The sequence below is a fragment of the Acidobacteriota bacterium genome, assembly GCA_035471785.1.
Classification (GTDB): Bacteria; Acidobacteriota; UBA6911; order RPQK01; family DATIPO01; genus JANQFM01.
Map to the genome: position 1 here is coordinate 1 of DATIPQ010000150.1, position 22,922 is coordinate 22,922.

Annotated in this window: 12 protein-coding genes; all 12 read right to left on the reverse strand. The window is 62.9% G+C overall.

Features of this window, described 5'->3' with window-relative positions:
* A partial coding sequence (locus VLU25_21415) for an AMP-binding protein (GenBank protein HSR70503.1) occupies nt 1-945 on the reverse strand: 945 nt, incomplete at its 3' end.
* Between the two features lie 54 nt (nt 946-999).
* Complete coding sequence (locus VLU25_21420) at nt 1,000-2,259, reverse strand: coproporphyrinogen-III oxidase family protein (GenBank protein HSR70504.1); 1,260 nt, start codon at nt 2,257-2,259, stop codon at nt 1,000-1,002.
* Between the two features lie 53 nt (nt 2,260-2,312).
* On the reverse strand, nt 2,313-3,152 hold the full coding sequence (locus VLU25_21425) for a hypothetical protein (GenBank protein ID HSR70505.1): 840 nt from the start codon (nt 3,150-3,152) through the stop codon (nt 2,313-2,315).
* On the reverse strand, nt 3,095-4,204 hold the full coding sequence (locus VLU25_21430) for a glycosyltransferase family 9 protein (protein HSR70506.1): 1,110 nt from the start codon (nt 4,202-4,204) through the stop codon (nt 3,095-3,097). The genes VLU25_21425 and VLU25_21430 overlap by 58 nt, the downstream gene beginning before the upstream one ends.
* Nucleotides 4,205-4,720: 516 nt before the next feature.
* Nucleotides 4,721-5,914, reverse strand: a complete 1,194-nt coding sequence (locus VLU25_21435) for a glycosyltransferase family 9 protein (GenBank protein ID HSR70507.1) — start codon at nt 5,912-5,914, stop codon at nt 4,721-4,723.
* Between the two features lie 15 nt (nt 5,915-5,929).
* Nucleotides 5,930-6,988, reverse strand: coding sequence for a TauD/TfdA family dioxygenase (locus tag VLU25_21440; GenBank protein HSR70508.1), 1,059 nt, complete (start codon nt 6,986-6,988; stop codon nt 5,930-5,932).
* Entirely contained in the window at nt 6,985-16,887 is a 9,903-nt protein-coding gene (locus VLU25_21445; GenBank protein HSR70509.1) for an amino acid adenylation domain-containing protein, read from the reverse strand. Before VLU25_21445 ends, VLU25_21440 begins: the two co-directional genes overlap by 4 nt.
* A 29-nt stretch (nt 16,888-16,916) precedes the next feature.
* Nucleotides 16,917-19,976 carry a non-ribosomal peptide synthetase gene (locus VLU25_21450; GenBank protein ID HSR70510.1) on the reverse strand — a complete coding sequence of 1,020 codons (3,060 nt, stop codon included), beginning with the start codon at nt 19,974-19,976 and terminating at the stop codon, nt 16,917-16,919.
* A 21-nt stretch (nt 19,977-19,997) separates the two neighbouring features.
* Nucleotides 19,998-20,789, reverse strand: coding sequence for a sulfotransferase domain-containing protein (locus VLU25_21455; GenBank protein HSR70511.1), 792 nt, complete (start codon nt 20,787-20,789; stop codon nt 19,998-20,000).
* Between the two features lie 65 nt (nt 20,790-20,854).
* Nucleotides 20,855-21,679, reverse strand: a complete 825-nt coding sequence (locus tag VLU25_21460; protein HSR70512.1) for a CheR family methyltransferase — start codon at nt 21,677-21,679, stop codon at nt 20,855-20,857.
* Nucleotides 21,680-21,739: 60 nt separating this feature from the next.
* The gene (locus VLU25_21465; GenBank protein ID HSR70513.1) at nt 21,740-22,321 is read right to left on the reverse strand and encodes an ankyrin repeat domain-containing protein; all 582 of its coding nucleotides are present in this window, start codon (nt 22,319-22,321) and stop codon (nt 21,740-21,742) included.
* Nucleotides 22,322-22,330: 9 nt separating this feature from the next.
* Nucleotides 22,331-22,906 (reverse strand): MbtH family protein, encoded by a 576-nt coding sequence (locus tag VLU25_21470; protein HSR70514.1) that lies wholly within the window; start codon nt 22,904-22,906, stop codon nt 22,331-22,333.
* Nucleotides 22,907-22,922 lie beyond the last annotated feature (16 nt).

Sequence of the window (22,922 nt, forward strand, 5' to 3'; positions counted from 1 at the left end):
CCGTTCTTCCCAGAACCTGACCAGCTGAGCCGTCACCTGCTCGCCGCCCAGGATGAGCACTCCGCAGTCCCACCGGGGTCGGCGCGACCCGACTTCTTCAGCCATCAGCCTCAAGTGGGAGGGCGTCAGCTTAAGAAGAGAAACCGGCTGGTTCCCTTGGTCGAGCAGGCGGATGACTTCCTGAAAACCTTCGCTTTCAGGCACCATCACGACCTGCATCCCGCACAGCAAGGGACAAAAGAGCGAGGTCAAAGTCAGGTCGAAGCCGATGGAACTGTGCAACGGAGCGACACCCCGGGGGTCAAACCGATAGTAATCGAGAGCCCAGCGCACATAACTGTAGAAGGCCTCCCGGCTGACCGCCACGCCCTTGGGCTTGCCGGTGGAACCCGACGTGTAGATCAGGTAGGCCAAGGCCGAGGGCTCGATCCGGCGGGAGCGGGCCGGCGGACTCGGGGAGGGTATCTGGCCCGGCTGTATGCGCAGGACCTCGGCTCCGCAGGAATCGAAGATTCCGGCTTGGCGGGGATGGGCCATCATGACCCTGGCGCCAGACTGCCGCACCAGCGCCTTGGCCCGTTCTTCGGGGAACTCCGCATCGAGGGGCAGGAATGCCGCTCCGCACTTCATCACCGCCAGCAGAGCCGCCGCCAGTTCGATGGAGCGTTCCATCGACACCGCCACGATCGTTTCCGCCCCGCAGCCATGTTGACGCAATAGTCCCGCATAAGCTTCGGCCAGTTGGTTGAGCCGACGATAGCTGAAGGCGTGGTCGCCCACGCTCACGGCACAGCGATCGGGCCACTGAGCGACGGCGCTTTCGAAATGGTCGATATAGCTGCTGAAAACGGGCCTGTCGTCGATTTCGGCGACGAGGCCGGAGGCCCCGGCAGGGGCGCCGCCGGCAAAGGGCGCCGCTTCCACTCTTGAGGATTTAGTGCTCATGAACTCTTATGGGAAGTCGAATATTGAATGAAGGCCGCTGGGCCAAGACCCCGTTCAGGTCAGCTCCACCAGTGCGGGATTCAGCGTGTAGACCAGGTTTTTGAGGTAAACGCGGTGAATGTTGCGGTCGGCGCTGCGGATGCCGTCATCCTCGAAGGAAAGCTTGGCGCCGCAGTTCTCCACGTATTGAAACCAGGCTTTGATGTCGGGACTCTGCCAGGCCTCCGAGAAGGGCAGGCCCGTCAGGTACTGGAAGCGCTTGAAGTTGATCCCGTCCTCGGTCATCAGAGCGGCGCCGAATAGGGGGAAAAACATCTCGGGCCTCTCCAGGCTGAAAGGCTTGACGGTGTCGAATCCCAAGGGGTCTTCGACATACTCGTCGAGTTCGGTGTCCTCGTTGAGAAGGGAGAAAGTGCCCAGGGTCGACTCGGCGCCGGCGCCGAAGCCCACGATGTCTCCTTGCAGCTTATACCCGTACATCCCCGCCTCGAACTCATACTTCTTTTCTTTGGCGAAGTAGTTGAAGCAGTACTCGCGGTAGCCCGCCTGGGTGAGGACGTCCTGGGCCAGCTCATAGGACTCGATCATGGAGTCGAGTTCCAATCCGTGGCGTACCCCGCGGGTGGTCTGGACGGCCATGACCGTACGCGGCGTAGCCCGGTAGGAGTAGACGCTGACGTGGGTGGGTTCAAGTTCGACGGCGATTTCCAGAGTCCTCTTGAAGTCGGCCAACGTCTCCTCGGGGAAGCCTGAAATCAGGTCGATGTTGACGTCCTCGATGCTTGACCGCTTGGCCAGCCGGATGGCCTCGACGGCCTGTTCGGCCGAATGGGCGCGGCCGGCCCGGCGCAGTTGATCGGGATCGAACGACTGCACCCCGATGCTCAAGCGGTCGACGCCGATCTCTTCCAGCTTCTCCAGCTTTTCAGGGGTCAGGTCGCTGGGCGTGGTCTCCAGGGTGTGCTGGGACAAGGAACTCAGGTCGAAAGCCGATTCCAGCGATTGCTGGATGAGGGGAAAGGACTCGGCTTCCAGGCGCGTGGGCGTCCCCCCTCCCCAGTAGATGCAGGTGGTCTTGTAGCCGACCTCGCCCAGGTAGGGACCCCAGTGCTCGATCTGACGGCGCAGAGAGTCGACGTACTGGCGCCGTTTGCTGACGCCGCTGCGCAACTGGGTGACGGGAATGTCGTCGACCCAGTCACAGAAATGGCACTTGGAGGTGCAGAAAGGGATATGCAGGTAGATCTGCAGACTCTTCTCCGGCACGTTTTTTCGACGGGCCGAGATCTCGCTTAGCAAAGCTTCGGAATTCATGTGATTAACCTCTATGGGGAACGTCCCGCCCGGGGCTGGGGACGGGGCAAGACTTAACGGGGCCTCTTGGCCCACTCGCCGGGCGAAGGCACGGACTGGCCGATATTGGCCTCGCGTAGAAGGCTTTTGGACTTTTCGGGCAGAGCTTGATAGACCTCTTCGGGGATCTCGGGCATTTTCCACTTGGGCACCCAGGAACGCAGGTAAACCAGACTGAGAAAGGGGCGCGGGGAGTCGCCGCGGTGAGGCGTCCCCCGGTGCATGTTGCGGATGTCGCGCACGATCAGCGATCCGGCCGGCATGAGAATGGTTTCGTGAGGGCGCTTCTTGAGGGAAAATCGGTTGGTGGCCGGCTCGATTTCAAATGGAGCGTTCTTTTCATGACTGTCGACCAGGGGCACGCTGACCTGGATTCCGTAAATGTATCCCAGGCTGCCCAGCAACTTGTTGGCGAATGACAACGGCCCGTTGAGCCAGGTCATCTTGGTGAGGAACATGAGGTCAAAATGCCACTGCATGAAATCGCAGCCTGGCAGCGCCGTTTCAGAACCGAAGTAGCCGCACAAGCACTTCTTGCCCAACACGCGATCGGTAATGGCCATGACGTGGGGGTTCTCGAGGAACTGCGGGTGGTAAAGAGGCTCCTTGAAGGGGAGGTGCATGAGCAGCCGCTTGAGATCGGGCTTTTCGGCCTGGAAGGGGCCGAAATACTCCTCCCACACCTGATACATTCGTCCTACCAGTTCGGGATCAAGGGCCCGCTCGAAAACGATGTACCCCTTTTTCTTGAACTCCCGGTAGGCGCCGGCCCGATCCAAGACCTGGCTGCGTCCTTCTACGATGACCTTAACGGGTACGCTGCCGTTTCCAGCCGCTCCTCTACTGCTTTCCATACGCTCTGAAATGAAATTCTCTCCATGCATTTGGGATACTCCTGCTTGCTGCGGTCATAAGCTACGGGACACCCCAGGTCGCAGGTATTGGAACCGTTGAGGTATCTCGAACAGTTGCGCCAACCTGAAAACACCACGTGTTGACGGTCGACGAGATCGGGTCTGAAGTTTTCGGCGTCTGCGCCCCGCAGGGCCACGATGGGCGTGCCCACCGCCACCGCCATGTTCATGGGTCCGGAATCGTTGCCGACGAAGAGATCGGCCCGGGCGATGCAGTCGGCGGTGGCGTCGACCGGACAGCCCGAGAGGTCGCGAATGGCGGCCGAGGGACGCTGGTCCCTGACCTGGCTGATAATCGACTGGTTTTCGAAGGCCTCGCCTTTGCCTCCCAGCAGCACGATCGAGGCTTGCCAGTGAAGAGCCAGTCTGAGGCACAGCCGGGCGAACTTCTCCAATGGCCAGCGCCGGTTCCACTCCGCGTTTCCTCCCACGTGGACGGCCACGCGGGGGCCGGGGGCCTGAGCAAAGGGGTCGCCGCCTCCCTGGGGCAAGCGCAGGAAGGGGATCTGGCCTGCCACCGACTCGAAGTCCCGCATGCCCAGCGCCTCGGCATAGGCGGCGATGACAGCCGACCAATGCAAGTCGCGGTCTTGCGCGTCGCGCAGCGGGGCCAAGTGAGTCAAAAAGCCGCGCTGCCGGGCATCGGCGCTGAAGCCGACCCGCCGGGGAATGCCGCAGTCCTGCGCGATCCGGTAGGGAAACTTGCATTCCGGTCCGAAGACGATCATCTCGAAGTCCCAGGCGGCCAACTGACGCTTCAAGGAGGCTTCCTGCTGCGCCGTTTGTGGACGTTCGGTGTCGAGCTGAGCGAAATCGTCGATCCAGGACAGCCGGCGATGAAAGTCCGCCACACGCTCCATCACGGCGGCTTCAGCCGCCAGGATCAAGCGGGTCCGCGGATACCTGTGGCGCAGCAACTTGATCAGCAGATTGCGCACCACCATCACGCCCAGGTCGTCGCTGGAGGAAAAGATGCAGAGATTGCCTGTCATTACCTTGTTGGCCTGCTGCGGTGCGTCAAAACGTTTTGCCGCCCTGCTGTGTTATTCCACGCTTTCAGCGTTTGGTCCCTGGCTGTCCTGAACCCAGGGTGGCGCCGCCGTCTCGCTTGCGCTCGCCGGGGCTGACCCTGGGCTAGCGAATTGCTCCCTTTCAGGGAGCCCGGACTTGACTTTCAGCACAGCCGCTGCCGTGCCCTCCGTAGCCTTTTGCGAGGGGGACGAAGGGGGGCGACGGAAGACGGCCGAGGTGCGAATGACGAAGTTCGAGATCCCCGAAGAGGGCATCGCAAAAGCGCAGCCCGAACCAGTCCCAAAGCGTCTCAAGGAGCACTTTCTTGCTTTCTGAGAACCCCGAAGGGGCGCAATTCGCCAGCCCAGGGTGGGACCCGCGGCAAGGGAAGCGCCGCAAGGCTCAGATCCCTGGGTCACCGCAGCTCTCCTATCCACGCTGAAAGTGTGGGATGACGTTAGACCTTCTCGCTGGCTCAGAACCATTGACGTTTACCCTTAGCTGGCCGGGACGGAAAGGTCGGGCTGGTCGTGAAGGGGCAGGTTGAAGCGCCGGGCATGGGCTTGCTCCGATTCCGGCCACAGGCGCTCGATGACGCTCCACACTTCGTCCACCGAGAGATTGTTCAAATCGGGGCGGGAGACGACGTAGTGGCGATCTCCGGCCGCGTCGGGTCCCGAGAACCAGCGGTCTTGCTCACGAAACACTCCCACCACGGGGACGCCCAGCGCCACCGCAATCTGAACCGGTCCGGTGTTATTGCCGACATAGATGGTGGAGTGGGCGATGTAGGCCATGCTGTCGTTGAGCGAACAGCCGCAGCAGTTCACCACCTTGGCCTGGGGGAAGTCCTCGATAATGCCTTCGGTGATCTGTTTGGCCAGATGGGCCTCGGGCTTGCCGCCGATGATGTAGAGCGCGGCGTCATGGACTTGAGCCAGACGTTTGCCCAACTCGATGAACTTTTCAACCGGCCAGCGCTTGATGGAAGGGCCGCCCGGATGAAGAGTCACCTTGGCGCCTTCCCGGGGCAACTCGACGGTATCTTCATAGCGAATGTAGGGAACCAGTTCCTCGATCTTCAGGTCGTCCCGCCCGGTGATGGTGCGCGCATAGGCTTCGGGGAAGTTGAGAAGGCGGTAGGGGCCGTCGCCGATCTGGCGCTCGGTGAGCCGCCCGGTCAGGAAGAGGTTCTCGATGAGTCCTAACTTGTCCCAGGTCTTGGGCAGGTAGCACCCCACGATCTCGGGGATGCCGCACAGGTGCAGCCACACCGAATCCGAGCAGCTATGATTGGGCGACAGCACCGCCATGTCGAGCTTGTAGGACCTGAGCTTGCGGTAGAACTTGATCCAGTCGCGGATGGTGCTGTTGTCGCGCGGCGGGCAGATGATCAATTCATCAACCCAGGAGTGTTTCTTGAAGAAGCCTTCCAGCTTGCCGCTGCGGTGATGCTCGCCCACGATGTAGACGGTGGCCTCGGGATAAAGCTGGCGGATGGCCTTGACCATCGAGCTGATGATGATCCCTCCTCCCAGCAGTTCCATGCTGACGAAGAGGGCGATGCGGGAGGGCTTGGGACGGTCGGCGCCGTTGCGCGAACCCCCGGTCAGCCGTTTCTTCCAATAGGCGGGCCAAGCCACGGAGCGCAGTACGGCCCGGGTCAAGAGTGCACGTTTCTTGATTTCCATAATCTTGCTACCTGATTAGAGCTTTTGGAGTGGCGAGGTGTCGGGTCGGCCGTCCCCGTCCATGGCCACGATGACGCGTCGGCTGCCCTGGAAAGGCATGCGGCCGTGAGCGTAGAAGAGGTTGTCGAGCAGCAGCAGGTCGCCCTTCCGCCAGTCCACCGGCAGGCGAGTGCGCCGGTAGACCTGGCGGATGGCTTCCAACTCCTCTTCGTCAATCTCGCTTCCGTCGCCGTAAAAGGCATGGCGGGGCAGGCGTTCGGCCGGGAAGAGGGCGCTCAACGACTCGCGCAGGCCCGCTTCCAGACTTGAAACATGAAAAAGGTGAGCCTGGTTGAACCACAAGCGCTCACCGCCTGGGAGATAGGTGATGGCGGCGGGACGCACCTGACGGGTGTGAAGGCAGTTGCCGCCGTCGAACCATTCGAATTCGATGCTGGAGGAGCGGCAGTAGGACTCCACTTGCTGCTTGTCGTCGGTTTGAAAAGCTTCCTGCCAGGAGAGATCCACGCCCTGACCGAAATTGCGCGAGTACATGACCTGTTTCTCGACGAACCGCCGGCGGATGTCCTCGGGGATCTCCTCAAAAACCATGCGGCTGTCGGCGATGGGCGTGGCGCCCCCCTCGTCAGCGGGGTCGATACAGCAGAACAAGATCCGCCGCGGCCACTTGTTGCTGTAGGAGTTCTCGTTGTGCATGGGGATTTCGTGGGACTGGGGATATTCGGTCGAGGTGTAGATCTTGGCCTCAACCGTGGACCGCGGAGTGGAGCGTTCGGTGTACTCCAGCAAGTCGCTGGCCAGGACGCCCAGGAATCCCTGGAACTTCTCAACCGTATCGATGGCGAAATCCCTGAAGAGGACGGCCTTGTATTGCTCCACCAGGCCATTGATGTGGGAGCGCGACTGCTCGGCCCAGGCGACCGCGTCGGCCAGCGGGGCGGAAGGCCTGACCACGACGGGGCCGCCTTTTCCTTGCAGCGGCTCGACTCGGCCCAGGACGGCTTCGTCCCAGTCGGCTGAGGGTTCCTGCCCAGGCCTGTTTTCTGTTGCGGCGGTTTGTTCGGATTTCATCATGATGATTCCAGGCGGCTGCCGCTGACGGATGGCATCGACTGCCGCGGTTGGGATGATTCAGGAGGGACGCTGACAGCTTGATCAGGCTCCTCGGCGATCTCGCCCAGAAGCCTGGAGTAGTCATCGGCCATGGCCTTGACCGTGGCCGGGGCGAAGAGGCTGACGTTGTACTCGAAGTAGCCCTGCATGCCCTCTTTGCCCTTCTTCAGCAATTGCACCTCCAGGTCATACTTGGCGGCGCCGTTGTGGACGTCGGGAAACTCCAGCTCGAGGCCCTCGATGGCGAAGTCGTGCCAGGGACGGTCCCACAAGGCGAAGAGGGTCTGCACCAGCGGCAGATTGCCCGCGTCGCGTCGCGGCTTGAGGTGATTGACCAGTTCTTCGAAGGGCAGTTCGGAGTGTTCGTGGGCCGACAGCAGCCCCTGGCGGACGCGCTTGAGGAGCTCCCTGAAGGAGGGATTGCCGGAAAGGTCGGTCCTGATCACGATTTGGTTGATGAAGAGGCCGATGAGGTCTTCGGTATCCTCCCATATGCGGTTGGAAACGGGCGTGCCCACCACCACGTCGCTTTGACCCGAGTAACGGTGGAGCAAGACCTTGTAGGCGGCCAGCAGGGTCATGAAGAGGGTGGCGCCTTCCTGCCGGCTGATGCGGGCCAGGGACTCGGCAACGTCGGAGGGCACTTCGAAGTAGAGGCGCTTGCCCCTGAACTCGTTGAAGGCGGGCCGGCCGTAATCGTGGGGCAGTTGCACCCGCTCGGGCATGCCCCGCAGGCGCTCTTCCCAGTAATCCAGAAGACGCTGCTTGAAGGCTCCCCGCAAGCGCTCCCTCTGCCTTCGAGCGAAGTCGTGATACTGGATGGGAGGCTCGGGCAGGCTGGAGGGCAAGCCTTGGGTGTAGTCGTTGTAGAGCTGCAGGAACTCGCGGATGAGTATATCGAGCGAACTGCCGTCGGCCACGATGTGATGGATGGAGATGGAGAGCTGATGCTCGTCAGGCCCCGTCGAGAAGAGGGCGATGCGGATGAAGGCGTCCTTTTCCATGTCGAAGCGGGCTTCCACGTGCTGGGTGCGATAAGGCGCCAGAGGGTCGGAACCCTCCTGGGGCGCGTCGGAAAAGTCCACGTATTCCAGCCCCACCTCGAGGGAGTCCTCGATGCGGGGACGCAGCCGCCCGTCCTCGAGGACCAGCCGGGTCTTGAGAACCTGGTGACGGCGCTGCACCTCGCGGATGCTCTGCTCAAAGGCGAAGGAATTGAAGCGGCCCCGCACCTTGACCGCCGCCGGAATATTGAAGGCAGCCGCCGAGAGCGACAGATGCTCAGCCATCCAAAGGCGCTCCTGGCCGAAGGACACCACCGCTTCGCCGCCGTCGGCAGACGGCAGGGGAAGCTGCTTGCGGGCGCCGCTCTCCACCTTGGAACGCAGATGAGCGATGAGTTGGTCCAGCCTGGGATGCTCGAAGATATCCCGCACCGTAAGGTCGCAAGAGAGAGCTTCGCGCAGGCGGGCCGCCACTCTCATGGCCACCAGCGAATGCCCTCCCAGGGCGAAGAAGTCGTCCCGCGGACTTACCTGATCGAGTCCCAGGCACTGCTGAAAGATTCCCGACACGATTTCCTGCAGGGGATCGGCAGCCTGCGGCGCCGGAGGGACCGAGGCACCCTGGCGCTTGGCCAGATCCTGCAAAGCCCGGCGGTCGATCTTGCCCGAGAGGGTGGCGGGCAGGCTGTCGGCAAAATGGAAAGAGGCTGGAATCATGTAGCCTGGCAGCTTGTCGCGCAACTGACCCCGCAGTTCCTCTTCCCATTGTTGGAGCTGCCGGCCGTCCATCTGGCTCAGCTTGACGAAGGCCCTCAGCACGGTGGACGTCTCCTGGCCTCCGTCGGCGGCCACGGCGGCCTGGTCCACGCCGCGACAGGCCTGCAGGACCGCCTCGATCTCCTCCAGCTCGACCCGGAAGCCGCGCACCTTGACCTGCAAGTCGGCGCGTCCCAGGAAGTAGAGGGTGCCGTCGCTGTCCTGCGTGACAATGTCGCCGCTGCGGTAGCCGCGGGCTCCAGGACGCTGCCCGAAGGGGTTGGGGATGAAGCGCTCGGCGGTCAGCCGCGGACGTCCCAAATAGCCTCGGGCCAAGCCCGGTCCGCCCAACACCAACTCGCCGGGAAGACGCGGCGCCAACGGACGCAGCCGGCTGTCGAGGACGCTCAGCGTGGTCTCCCCGAAGGCCCTGCCGATCGGCGAGTCGGGCCCGCTCAAAGCCCGCTCGGCCTGGTCGTTGGGCGTGACGGGAAACTTGGTAGCCGTGACGGTGGTCTCGGTGGGACCGTAGGTATTGACCAGGGATATGGCGGGCAGTTCCTTGCACCAGTGCAAAGCCGCATCCGAGCGCATGCGTTCGCCGCCGATCAGCACCTTGTCCACGGCCAGACCGGCGACATGGCCGCTTTCCAACCCGCCCGCCCAGTCGTTCCAAAAGGCGGTGGGCAGCTCCAGGCAGGTGACGGCCTGGCGGGCGCAATAGCCGTGGAAGGCCTGATAGCTGTCGAGAAGGTGGGGCGGACGCATCACCAGAACCCCGCCGGCTCCCAGGCTGACGCAAAGCTCCTCCACCGCGATGTCGAACTCGGGCGTCGAAAACTGCAACACGCGGTCCTCTGGGACGGCCTGATACTCCTCGATGGCGGCTTGAGCGAAGGCGCCCAATGAACCGTGAGAGATGGCGACCCCCTTGGGACGGCCGGTCGATCCCGAGGTGTACATCAGGTAGGCCATCTGATCGGGATGCAGCGGCACCCGGCGACCAGTGGCGGTCTTGCCCCGGCCCCTTTGCGGCCCGAAAAATCCGTCCAAAACGATGGACGGAATGCCCAGGCGCTCAGTGCCCCCGGCCAGCGCCTCCTCGGTAAGAATGCACTTGGGACGGCAGTCGGCCGCCACGAACTGAAGCCGCTCCGGCGGACACTCCTCGTCGAGGGGAAGATAGGCCGCTCCCGACTTGAGCACGCCCAAGACGGCGATGATGTTCTTCATGGAACGGCGCAGGCGAATTCCTACCAGGTCCTCGGCCTCGACCCGGTACTCCTGGCACAGGTAGGCGGCCAGGTGCTCAGAGGCCGCCTGCAACTGGCGGTAGGTCAGGCAGCGGCCGTCGGCGCTTAAAGCCACGGCGTCAGGACGGCGGGCGACATTGGCGTCGAACAGTTCCAGCAGGCTGGCCGGCCGCGGACGGGCCCGGCGGGCCGCGGGCGCGGGCGGCGGGAAGAGACGCTGGCGGATGGACGAGACGCTGCGTCCGACGCCGGCCCTGGCCCCGGGCTGACGAGCCAGAGACTGGAAGGCGTCCAGATAGCACTCGGCCATGGCCTCCACCTGTCCCCGCGACAGCTCCAGCGCGTTGTAGTCGAGAAGCAGCTCCAACTGCGAGGTGACGATGGAGCGGTTGAAGTGAGCCGTGAGGGGGAAGAAGGTTTGCTCGCTGGCGTAGGCGTCGAGGATCTCGAAATCATCGCGTCCGCTCAGCGATTCCAGGGCGTGGAAGTAGGTGAAGTTGAAAACGGTGTCGAAGCTCCCGCCTTGGACGCCGAGCTTCTTGATCTCGGCGTAAGGAAAGCGCCGGTGGGGCGCGATTCGGGTCTCGGCTGCGAAAACCCGTTTCACGAACTCGATCCAGGACTCGCCAGGCTGGAGGGTGATGCGGAAGGGCACGGTGTTGAGAAAGCTGCCGATGATCTGGTCTCCGTCGGCTTCCTCGGGGCGGCCGTTGAGGATGACGCCGAAAACCACTTCTTGCTGCTCGAGCAACACCGAGAGAATGTGGGCGTTGACGGCCAAAAAGACGCTCTTGAGCGGCACCGAAGCGCGCACGGCGACCTCTTCCAGACCCTTCAGCACCGGGTCGGGAATGATGACGGTGCGCCGTCCATGCAGGGCCGTGGAGGAGGGCCGGGCGGACACGCGGGTGATCAACGAATCCGGCCCGCCCTCGAGGAAATCGGACCAGAAGCGGCGGGTCGAGCGGTCGGCCATGGCCTGGCGCTCGAGCTGCACGAAATGGCGCTGATTCATCTGAGTGGGCTGTTCGGCAGGCAGCGCCTGGGACTGGCACAAGGCCAGATACTTTTCGACGATCTCGCGGAAAAAGAGGGCCACGCACCAGCCGTCCAGGTAGGGCTCGCTGATGGTCAGTTGGAAAGTGTCGTCGCCGCGGCGGTGGACCGTCACCCGCAAAAGCGGCGCCTGCTGCCAATCCAGGGTGTCCTGCTTCTCCCTTTCCATGAACTGAGCCAGCAGCTCTTCCTGTTCTCGGGGGTCGAGATGGCGGATGTCTTCGATGAAGACCGGCACCTCGACCTGGCCATGAATCAGTTGCAGCGTCTGGCTGAAGCCGGCGTCGTCAACCGAACTGCGCAAGAAGGGATGGCGCTTCACGGTGGCCTGCACGGCCTCAGCCAACTTGTCTTCCCTCCAGGGAGCCCGGACGTGGAAGGTGGTGACGTAGACCTCGTAATCACGGCTGAACTGGCTGTGGAAGGCCAGGCCCTGCAGCAGGCTGTCGGCGGGGTAGGCGTCCTCCAGCCCGTCGGGCAGGAGATCGCGGTCTTCCTCGGCCACGAGTTCAAAGGGCCCGCACCACTCCTGGCCGGGAGCCTCCGCGGCCTTGCGGTTCTGGAAGAGGCCGCGGATGGTCTGGGCCTCCAGCAGATCAGACAATTCGATGGGCAAGTCCTCGGCCTTGGCCGCGGAGATGACCTGGATGCTGCGAATGGAATCGCCGCCCAAGGCAAAGAAGTTGTCGTCGATCCCCACCTGCTCCAGGTTGAGCACCTCCGACCAGATGCGGGCCATCACCGACTCCTGGCGGTTGCGGGGTGCCACATAGACGCTTCCGCTGGGCAGAAGCTCGTCGCAAAGGCGTAGCCGCTCGGGATCGACTTTGCCGTTTTCGTTGACCGGCACCGACCTCACCCGCACAAAACGCGAGGGCGCCATGTACTCGGGCAGAAGGCGCAACAGATGCTCGCGAAGCCGCGCCACCGTCACTTCTTCGTCGCACATCAGGTAGGCGGCCAGTTGCGTGGATCCGTCCTCGGCCGGCTCGGCCAGGACCATGGTCCAGCGCACGCCGTCACAGGTGCGGACGCGGGATTCGATCTCGCCGGTCTCGATGCGGTGCCCGCGGATTTTCACCTGCTGGTCGAGGCGGCCCACGTAACGCGCATCCCCTCCGCCCGACTTCTGGTAGGCCAAGTCGCCGCTCAGGTAGAGGCGGGCGCCCTCGGCCTGGCCGTGCGGATTGGGAACAAAACGGCAGGCCGTGAGGGCCGGCTGTCCCAGGTAGCCGCGCGCCAGTCCTTCTCCCGCCACGGCGATTTCACCGATGGCGTAAGGAGGCAGGCGGTGGTGTCCGGCGTTGAGCATGAAGATCTCAACGTCGTCCAGAGGCGCGCCGATAGGGCTGTCTCCGCTCCCTGCCATCCGCTCCTTGCCTACCAGCAGGCGGGTGGTGTGGACGGTGGTTTCGGTGATGCCGTACATGTTGACCAGCCGGGTGCCACGGTGTGCCGGATGATTAAACCAGGCGCCCAGATGCTCCAAGTTGAGGGCCTCGCCTCCGAAGATCACGTGGCTCAGCGGCAGTTGGCCGGGGTGCTGGGCGATCACCGCCAGCAAGTTGTAGAAGGCGCTGGGCGTCTGGTTGAGGACGCTGATCTGGCGGGAGACGATATGACGGTAGACGCGCTGCGGGTCGCGGACGCCTTCCTGGTCGAGAATCGTCAGTCTGCCGCCGTAGCTGAGGGCTCCCCACACTTCCCACACCGAAAAGTCGAAGGAAATGGAATGAAAGAGAACCCAGGCGTCGTCGTGGCCGAAATTGAAGAAGTCGCGGGTGGAATCGAAGAGCCTGACCAGGTTGGCGTGAGTGACGCCCACTCCCTTGGGCCTCCCCGTCGAGCCCGAGGTGTAGATGACGTAGGCGAGCTGCTGCGGATGGGGCCGACTGCTGGAAAGCGGACCTGAAAGCTCTTCCAAAGATTGCCGGTGCTTCCCGTCGATGAGGATGGGCCCGGCTCCCTCGGGGCAGCGGTCGGCAAAGGCTTCAACCGTCAACACCCAGTCGGCGCCGGCGTCCTCCACCAGAAGGCGCAGCCGCTCGGCGGGATGGGCCGCGTCCACCGGCAGATAAGCGCCGCCGGCCTTGAGGATGGAGAGGATTCCCACCACCATATCCAGTCCGCGCGGGCAGTACAAAGCCACCACTTTCTCGGGACCCACTCCCTCTTGCCGCAAAAGGCCGGCCAACTTGGAGGCGCGCCGGTTCAGCTCACCATAAGAAACGTGCCGATCACCGTAAACCAGCGCCGTGGCGTGCGGACGGGCCTGAGCGTGGCGCTCGAAGCGCTGCATCACGCCCTCCTTGAAATCGGCCCTGGGCGGGGTTTCGGCCCGAGGAAGGGCCTCAGCCGAGTCCCGAAAGCCGAAGCTGAAGAGAGGATCGTCAGGCCGCCGGATGAGTTGGGCCAGCATCTCGACGAAGGCCCGGGCCAAGGTCTCGACCGCTTCCGGCTGGATGCTGTTGGCCACGTAGTTGAAGGAAGCATCCAGCCCCTCCTCCCTTTCCAGCAGCATCAGCGTCAGGTCGAAGGGCGCCATGTGGCGGTCGAGGGGAAAGCCGGTGGCCGTCAAGGGGCCGAAGGGAGTCTGGGTGCGGGGATCTTCGCGCAGCAGGCCCAGGAAAGAGTCGTCATAGCGGGCCTGTCCGTAGGTGAAGCCGAGACGCATGAGCGAGGCCGAATCCAGATCGAGTTCGGAACTCAGCCGTTCCAGCAGGAGCGAATAGGGGTAATGCTGGTGGTCGAGCGAACGGATGAGAAGGCCCTTGACCTGCTGCAAGATTTCAGCGAAGGAAGCGTGGGGCTCCACCGCCAGGGGCAGGGGCAGCATGTTGACGTAGTATCCCAGCGAGTCTGCGAAGGCCCGGGCGGGGCGTCCGGCCACCGATGAGCCGACCACGAAACGGTGCTGACGCGAGAACTGCCCCAGCAGAGCCGAGTAGGCGGCCAGCAGCACCATGTTGGGCGTGATCTGCTGCTGGACGGCCAGTTCCCGGACGGCCCGGGTCAAGTCGCCGGGAAGCTGAAAATGGTGGACGCGTCCGCTGGCCGGGCCTTCCACGGGATGGTCTTTGGCGATGGGCAAGCGCGGCGCCTGGCGGCAGTCTTGCAGCATTCCCTTCCAGAACTTGAGGCTGGCCTCTCCCGAGGGCGAAGCCACGAAACGGCTTTGCCAGGCCACGAAGTCCTCGAAGGAGTCCGGCGGTGCTGCCGGGCGCTGGGGCGAGGAGCCGTCGTCGCGGTAGAAGGCGGCCAGATCGCGCAGCAGCAGCTCCACCGAGACCAGGTCGACCAAGATGTGGTGAACCACGATGAGCAGGACCGTCTCGCGCTCGCCCGTCTGGTAGGCGGCCAGCCGCAGGGCCGTTTGGGCAAGGTCGAAGGGCCGGTTCGATTCCCGGCTGATCCGCCTCTGTTTCTCTTCTTCGCTCCAGGAGCGGGCGTCCACGAACTCGAGCGGCGGATCCTGCTCGTTGAGGCGGCGCCTCACCGTCCTCTGGTCGCGGCGGTAGACCGAGCGCAGATGGGGACGGCGCCGGGCCAGGGCCGACAGGGCGCGCCGCAGGCGGTCTTGCTCGAAAGGACCGCTCAGCTTAATGGCGAGGCTGATGTTGTAACAGGCGCTGGCAGGGTCTTTCTCGTACTCGAAATAGAGCGCCTCTTCGCCGAAAGACAGGCGGCCCTGCTGAGGACGGGCGTCCAGCGCGCCCTGGGCCGGCTCCAGATCCTGCCGCTCCTGCTCGGGCAAGCGAGACTCGATGGTCGCTGCCAGGCCGTCCAGAGAACGGCACTCAAAGAGCTCCTCGGTGGAGACGAAAACGTCGAAAGCACTCTCCATCCACTGCTTGAACTCCACCGTGCGCAACGAATCGAGGCCCTGCTGCAAGAGTCCGATCTGGTCGCTCAAGTCTTCATCGCCTGCCGCTTGCGGAAGCAGGGTCCGCAGCCGTTGCCGCAGGCGGTCCCCTATCAGCTCCCGACGCCTCTGGAGGCTGGCCTCCCGCAGCAGTTTGCGCAACTCGTGGGGACTCTCCTGTTCGGCTCCGTCCACCTCGGGGTCCCGGTAGGTGACCACCTTGACGGGCTCCAACTCGCCCTCCAGGTAGAGGCGGCGGCAGAGAAAGCGCTGCACTTTTCCGCTGGAGGTCTTGGGGATGCTGCTCTTGGGCAGCAGCACCAGTTGGCCGATCCCAATTCCGAACTGCAGCGCCACGGCGCTGGCGGCTTTGTCGCAAAGGGCCTGCAGCTTCTGGCCGTCCTCCATCGGTTTGCCGATTTCGATCATCACCACCAGTTGTTCGCGGCTGCCCTCTCCCTCCTTCTCGACTTCCAGGCTGAAGGCGGCGCAGCGGCCCGATCCCAGATCCTTGTGGCAATCCTCGACGGCTGCTTCGATGTCTTCGGGATGGTAGTTCTGCCCGCGCAGGATGATGAGGTCCTTGAGGCGTCCGGTGACGTAGAGTTCGCCCTCCCGCATGAAGCCGAGGTCGCCGGTTCTCAGGAAGGGGCCGTCGCCGTCGGACAGACGGGCTTGAAAGATCTCGCGGGTCAGGCGCTCGCGTCCCCAGTAGCCTTCGGCCACGTTGGGGCCCTTGATCCACACTTCGCCCTCGCATCCTTCAGGACATACGGTGAGGCTCTCGGGGTGGACGATTTCCACGCGCTGCTGCAGCCAGGTGCAGCCCGAACTGACATGCTCGACGGCCCGCGCGGTGCGGCTTTCCAGCGATGAGGCGCCGCCCTGGGCATCGAAGACAGGCGTGGCCTGCCTGATCTCCGGCACCTGTAGCGTGTCGCGCCCGGTGACGAAGAGGACGGCTTCAGCCAATCCATAACAGGGATAGAAGGCTTCTTCCCGGAAGCCGCAGGAGGCGAAGAACTCGGCAAAGCGGCGCAAGGTGTCGTAGCGGGGCTTTTCGGCTCCGTTGAAGGCCCGCTTCCAGCAGCTCAGGTCAAGCCCTTCCAGGTCTTTGGGACGGGCCCGCTTGACGCAGTATTCGTAGGCGAAATTGGGGGCTCCCGCGCTGTGGGCGCGGTAGTCTGAAATGGCCCGAAGCCAGCGCAGCGGCCTCTGCAGAAAGGAGAGGGGCGACATAAGGATGCTCTGGGCGCCGATAAAGAGCGGCTGAATGAGGTTTCCGAACAGTCCCATGTCGTGGAAGAAAGGCAACCAGCCCACAAAGGTCGAAGTCTCGCTGTGGCGGAATCCGACCTGGATCATCTGCTGGTTGGCGTAGATGTTGCGGTGGGAGACGATGATGCCCTTGGGCGAAGCCGTGGAACCCGAGGAGTACTGGAGCAGGGCGATGTCCTGTTCGTCCACCGGTCCCATCGGCCAGCGGCCCGCGCGGTCGTCGGGGATCTCGTCGGTGGCCAGGGCGGGGATGTCGGCAAAGGACTCTCCCAGATCTCCGAGGTGCTGGCCGGTGGAGAGGATGATGCCCGGCGTGCAGTCCTTGCGGATGGCTTCCAGCCTCGACAGCCCGTGCATGTTGCTGCGGGGCGGATAGGCCGGCACGGCGATGATGCGGGCGTAGAGGCAGGCCCAAAAGGCCTCGATGAACTCCAGTCCCGAGGAATACACCATCAAGGCCCGTTCCTGCCCTTGCCAGCGCTCCCTCAAGGTGGCGGCGATGGCGCGGGCCCGCAGGTCGAGGTCGGCGTAGGAAAGCGTCTTGACCGGACGCTCGCCTTTGGCCAGGAAGGTATAGGCCGGATTGTCGGGCGTCTCGTGGGCCCGCCGACGCAGCACGTCGACGATGGTCTGCTCTGCTGATTTAGCCATTGGATGAGCCGTATCGTTTTAGAAACTCGTTAAGAAACGGCCGCCACGTCGGCGGCGGCCAGCCGGGTCGAAGATTGCCGTGGATGCCGGGGAGTGCCCATCATCCAGCCCATGGCCGGAAGACGGAAGGTCCGCTCCGACACCCCCCGCGAGGACAGATAGCGGCGCAACATCAAGGGAGCCTGGGCGATGTCGAAGTCTAGGATATGCAGCTTTCCGTCCAGAAATTCCTTGCGCTGCTGATAAGAAGGCGGCAGTTCGTCGAACATCCAGTTCATCAGCAGGTAGTCGGTGGCCAGCCGGAACTGCTGGTCGCGGGTGTCCCAGGTGCGCCTTTCGAAATGACGGATGGACGGGAAGACGTGAATCGCTTCGTCGGAATAGTAGTTGAAAGGATTGAAAGTATCGATCTCGGTGAAAAAGCGCACCCTGTTGAGGCGGTATCCGCTGGCGTTGGCCAGCAGTTGAAAAAGGATCAAGGGAGCGAAGGTGAAATCGAGCAGGCGGTGGGCGAAGGCCCCTCCTCCCAGCTTGCTCCCGAACTCATCCCAGCGGCCTTCCTCGGCCGGAATGAGTCTCTTCAAAACCTCGATTTGACGCAGATTGGCCGTCGTGGCGCTGGGCCGGGGCAGCACTCCGCGGCGGCGCAGATCTTCGATGGCCTTGATGTTGAAGAAGAGAAAGTAGGTCTCGAGCACGTGGAAGGGGCGCTTGGTGGGCCCGCAGGCTGCGTGCGTCCACATGCAGTTGATGGCTTCGTCGTCCTTGATGCTGGCCATCTCCTTGAAGAGGGAGGGATTCATGACCAGACAGTCCACGTCCAGCCACCCGAAGTTGCGCTTGTTGACGGCGAAAAGGATGTCCCAGATCATGTCCAGGTCGATCTCTTCAGGCAGATGCAGGAAGGGCCGTTCGATGCGTTCCTTCACCCAGGCCAGTTCGTCATCCCTCAAACCCGAGCCGATCAAGACCAGATTGCAGTCGCGGGGGACGAACTGCAGCGTGGTCCACAGCCAATGCAGCATATCGGGCGTAAAGAAGAGATAAAAGACGTCGCGCCGGTTCTCCAAACCTTGGTAGAACTCCTCCAGCATGCGGCGATAACGGCTTTCCTGTCGGCGGCGATCCAAGTCCAGCGAGCGGGAGGCGCCCCTGAGCATCACCCGTCCCAGTCCGCGGGCATAGTTGAAGTAGTCGACCAGGGCATGACGGGCCCGGCTGAGGACGCCCGAAGCGGAGCGGCAGCAACGGGCCAGTCCGCGGATGGTCTGGCGCAAATGCAGATCGCTGGCCTTGAAGAGCAGACCGGCCTCTTGAGCTTTGTATCTGACCTGGATGCTGTAGAGCGAGTTGCCGCCCAGGTACTCGAAGGGATCTTCCACCGAGACTTCCTTGGTGTCGAGGTCGAGGACGTCGCACCAGATCTCCAACAGGCGGGTCTCCACGCCCTCCTTGGCCTTCTGGAAATCGGGCAGCTTCCGGCGGCGCAGGTCCCAGTGCCCGATCTCGGGAAGCTTGGATCGGTCGACCTTGCCCGCCGGAGTCAGAATGAACTTCTCCAGGAAAGAAAAGTCGCGGGGAATCATGGTTTCGGGAAGGCGTTCACGCAGATGCTCTTTGAGCGCCATCACGCTGACCGGATTGTTCTCGAAGGGCAGCGAGTGCTGCTCGCGGGCCAGGACGGCATAGGCGATCAGGTGCTTGCCGCCGCTGCGGTCGTCCTTCATCATCACCGCGCAGGACTCGATGGCAGGATGGCGGCGCAGCGCGTTCTCCACCTCTTCCAGTTGGATGCGGTGGCCCCTCAGCTTGACCTGGTTGTCGGCGCGGCCGCGAAAGAGCATCTCTCCCGTGTCGGACACCTGCGCCAGGTCGCCGCTGCGGTAGGCCCGCTCGCCCTCGCCGGACCCGGCGTCGGGGATGAAGCGGCCGCCCGTCAGCCCGGGCGAGTTGAGATAACCGCGCGCCACTCCCAGTCCCGAGATGTGAATCTCTCCGCTCTGGCCCGGCGGGCAGGGTTCGTGTCCCTGATAAAGGGCCACCGAGGTTGCGGGCAGCGACTCGCCCAGCGGGATCCCTTCTTCACAGGACACGCCGCTGTGCAGCAGTTCGCGGGAAGTGGCGATGATGGTGCCCTCGGTCGGACCGTAGGTGTTGAGAATGCGCAAGTGGGAAGCGCCCTGCTCGATCCAGTACCTCAAGTGGGCGGCCAACGCCTCCTCTCCGCCCAGCACGATCCAGCCCACGCTGTCGGGGAAGCTCAGGCCCTCCGAAGACAGCATCTTGCTGAGGAGATGCCAGAAAGCGGTGGGAAGGTCGAGCAGCGTGATCTGCTGCTCGCGGCATGTCCTCAATAAAAGCTCGACGTCTTGCCCCATCTCCGAGCTTCTCAGCACCAGCCGGGCGCCTCCGCCCAAAGCTGGAAAGATTTCCTCGTAGGCGGCATCGAAAGACAGGCTGGCAAACTGCAACACCACCTCGCTCTCGTCCAGGCCGATGATGTCGGCAAATCCCCGATTGTGGTTGGCCAGTCCCTGCTGGGTGACCACCACTCCCTTGGGCTCTCCGGTGGAACCCGAAGTGTAGATGACATAGACGGGATTGAGACCGAAGAGGAGGCGGGGACAGGAAACGTCCTGCTCGCCGTCAGAGGCGCAAAGGAACGGGTCGACCTCCATCACGCGGGCCTGCAAGGCAGCATAGCGGGCGCTGCGCGACTTGGGAGCAAGGATCAGTTGGAGCCCGCTGTCACGGGCAATGGCACGCAGGCGCAGTTCGGGGAGAGCCCCGTCCAGGGGCAGAAAGCAGGCCCCGGTCTTGAGCACCGCCAGAATCGAAGTGATGGAGGCCAGATCGTGATCCACCGCCACCCCCACGATGCTCTCGGCCGCCACGCCTTGGCCGATCAAACGGAAGGCCAGGCGTGAAGCCATGGCGTTGAGCAGTCGGTAGGACACCTGATGCTCCCCGCCCTCATCGTTTAGGCAAACCAACGCCACCGCGTCGGGGCGGCCAGCGGCAGCCGACTCGAAGCGGTCAATGACCAGGGCAGCATCGGAGCCAAGTCTGTTTTCGTCGTTTCTCTTCATTTCGACTGTCACCAGGCGGAACTAGGCGGGAGACTCGTAGATCTTGCCGGCGTAGCGAAAGCTCTTGAAGGCGAAGTCGATCTTCTCCAGCAGCGTGGAGGGATAGTTCTTGTTCTCCCTCTCGATGCGGCGGATGTCGGCGATGATCTTCTCGTCGAAGTAGTTCTTGTGATCGCCCACTACGCCCTTGCGGAAACGGGCCTGCATGCCGCTGTCGGCGGGACGTTGACGGTTGGCCATCTTCTTGAAAGTCGTGGCATCGATGATTCTCTGGATCTCTTCGTCGGAGAGGTCCAGGCCCAGAAAGGAACCGATGGCGCCGATCTCCTTGGCGGCGTCGGCCTTCAACCGCTCGTAACTAGAAACATAGACCCAGGGAGCTTTGCGCCTCCATACGGCGTGGTAGCGAACGATGCCGGAAGCCATCTTGGGACCGTAGAGCCAGTAGGCCGACTTGATGCCCTCCAGGGTCTCGTCGTCCATCTGCCATTCGTCGAGCTTCTTCTTGGCGTGGAAGAAGAGCGAGACCAGCGTGTCGGGCAGATCTCTTTCGATGTCCAGTACGTAAACGTCCTCGTAGCGGGAGAGGAGCCGGCGCTCGTAGTAGAAGTGATTCTTACTCACATAATTGTAGTTGTGATAGTCGACGTCCTCTAAGAACTCCTTCAGCTTGAGACGCTTGATGGTGGGGACCTCTCCGAAGCGTTCGTCATGAAAGCCCTCGGGGAGAGGCTCGTGGTCTACCATCTCGCGGAGAATGCTGGTCAGCCAGGTGGAGCCGCATTTCATGGCGCCGTTGGAAATTACAAGCATAGGTGCTGTTCCTCCTTCGCTGAGTTTCTCGATGTTGGGCACGTGTGATTCAGGGGGCTGAGGCGCTAGATGGCCCGCAGGCAGCCTGGAGCCGCCTCTTCGTACCCGTAGGCCAGGGCGTCGGGGCAATCGCCCAGTATCAGGTAGCCTCCCCGCTTGAGGGTCATGCGCACTTTGCTGAGAACCGCCGTCCTGCTGTGGGAGGTATGGAAATCGAGCGCGTTTCTCAGAAACACGTAGTCCATCTGGGCCAAGTAGGGGTAGATCGGCTCAACCAGGTTGAAGAAGTCGAAATCGACTTTCTCGCGCACCTGGGGCAAGACGGCCAAATGGTCCGGTCCGGCCTCTTCGAAGTACTTGTGGTAGGGCAAGGGGCTGAGCCGTTCCACGTCCTCGCGGGAATAGACCGCCTTGCGCGCCGTCTCCAGCGAGAGACGGGAGCAGTCGGCGCCCTCGACCTTGAGCGAACTCCACGACTCGGGCTCGGGGAAGAGGTGCTCCATCAGGTTGAAGGCGATGGTGTAGGCCTCCTGTCCCGAGGAACAGGCCAGGCTCCACACCCTGAGGGGATTTTCGGGCGAAGCCTTCTCCCGCCTTCCTTCCCGCAAGGACGTCTCGACCATGAAGCGGAAATGCTCGGGATGGCGGTTGAAGTGGGTGCTCTGGGAGTAAATGTGATCGGAAAGATCGAGCAGGCGCGACTTGTCTTCCAGAATGTACCCCACGCACTCCTCGGCCGAAGAGAGACGGTGCTTTTCCATGTACTTCTCGACCTTGTACTGGAATATGAGGGCGTTGGCTTCGCTCGGATCGACCCCGAACTCGCGCAAGAGAATGCCGCAAATCGCCTGATAGCCTGCACTGAAGGTAATGGCTGTTTGATTGGTCATTGGAGAGTTGTTCTCGTCGGTCAGTCGTTTGCTTCTAATCGCCACGGCAACGCACTCCCGCTACGTGGCCATAAGGTCGAGATCGGAGGGGACCTCGAAACCCAGCGACTCACGGCAAAAGAACTTCCATTCGGGCGCCTGGGACGAGAAGATGACCGAATCGCCGTGCAGAACCGAACGGGTCACCGAATAGTCCTGGTGGATAAAGACGATGTCATCGTCAGAGGCCTCCTGGCCCTGGGCGCCGTTCTCGCCATCCCCGGACGGCTCGGTCCAATCGGAGAACTCCCGCAGGGCTCCCAGGGGGATGGCCTTGCAGTACGCACGCCGTTCCGATTGGCGGCTGCTGGTACGGGTGGAATCGCCTCCGCTCTCTTCCTCGGCCTCGCCGAGAAAGCGGGCCGTCTCGGCCTGACCCGCGGCCAGCGCGATCAGGTAGGGAGTACGGTTGTCGCTTCCCCGCTTGTGGACGTCGGCGCCCCGGTCCAAAAGGGCCTTGACGGCTTCCAGGTTTCCCTGGCCGGCGGCCCAGTTGAGAAGCGTCCATCCTTGTTCGTCGAGGGCGTTGACGTCCTCGACGTCGTCGAGAAGACGCATGAACTCGGCCTGCTCGCCCTGTTGAAGAGCTTCCTGTATGGTCATGATCCTCGCCTAAGCTTTGGCCGGAGCCAGGTAGCCTTCGCCTACCATGTCCGGCAGATTGATGGTCGCGAAACAGTCGACTTTGACGAAGTCGAGGGTCAGCGAACCGGCCAGCTTGGCCTCTCCGCTGCCGCCTTCGAAATCGGCCCCGCTCAAGTCGGTCTGCTCGGGCGTCAGGCGGACGCCCAACTCGGTTCCGCCGCGGGTTTCCGTGAACTTGATATGCACATAGCCGCGGTCCAGGCACTCCTTGAAGCGGGAAAGCTTGCGGTCGGGCCGGAGGCTGATCTCGACCGGATGGCGGCCCTTGCTCAGGCGCTCCACCAGCGTCTCCTCTTCAGGCTCATCCGTGACCTCGGGCTCCGGGGGCGGGTTGTTCTTCAGCTCCTCCATCTTCTTGCGCAAGCTGAGGGGACGCATGTCAGTCCACACCTCTTCGATGTGGTCCAGACACTCCTCCTTGCTTCCGCTGAAGCCGGCCTCTTTCCAACCCGGCGGCATGTCCCGGTAGTCGGGCCAGATGGAGTACTGTTCTTCGTGGTTGATGACGACGTGGTACTTCTCTTTACCGTTCTCGTTATCCATTGCTTTAGTTTCCTCG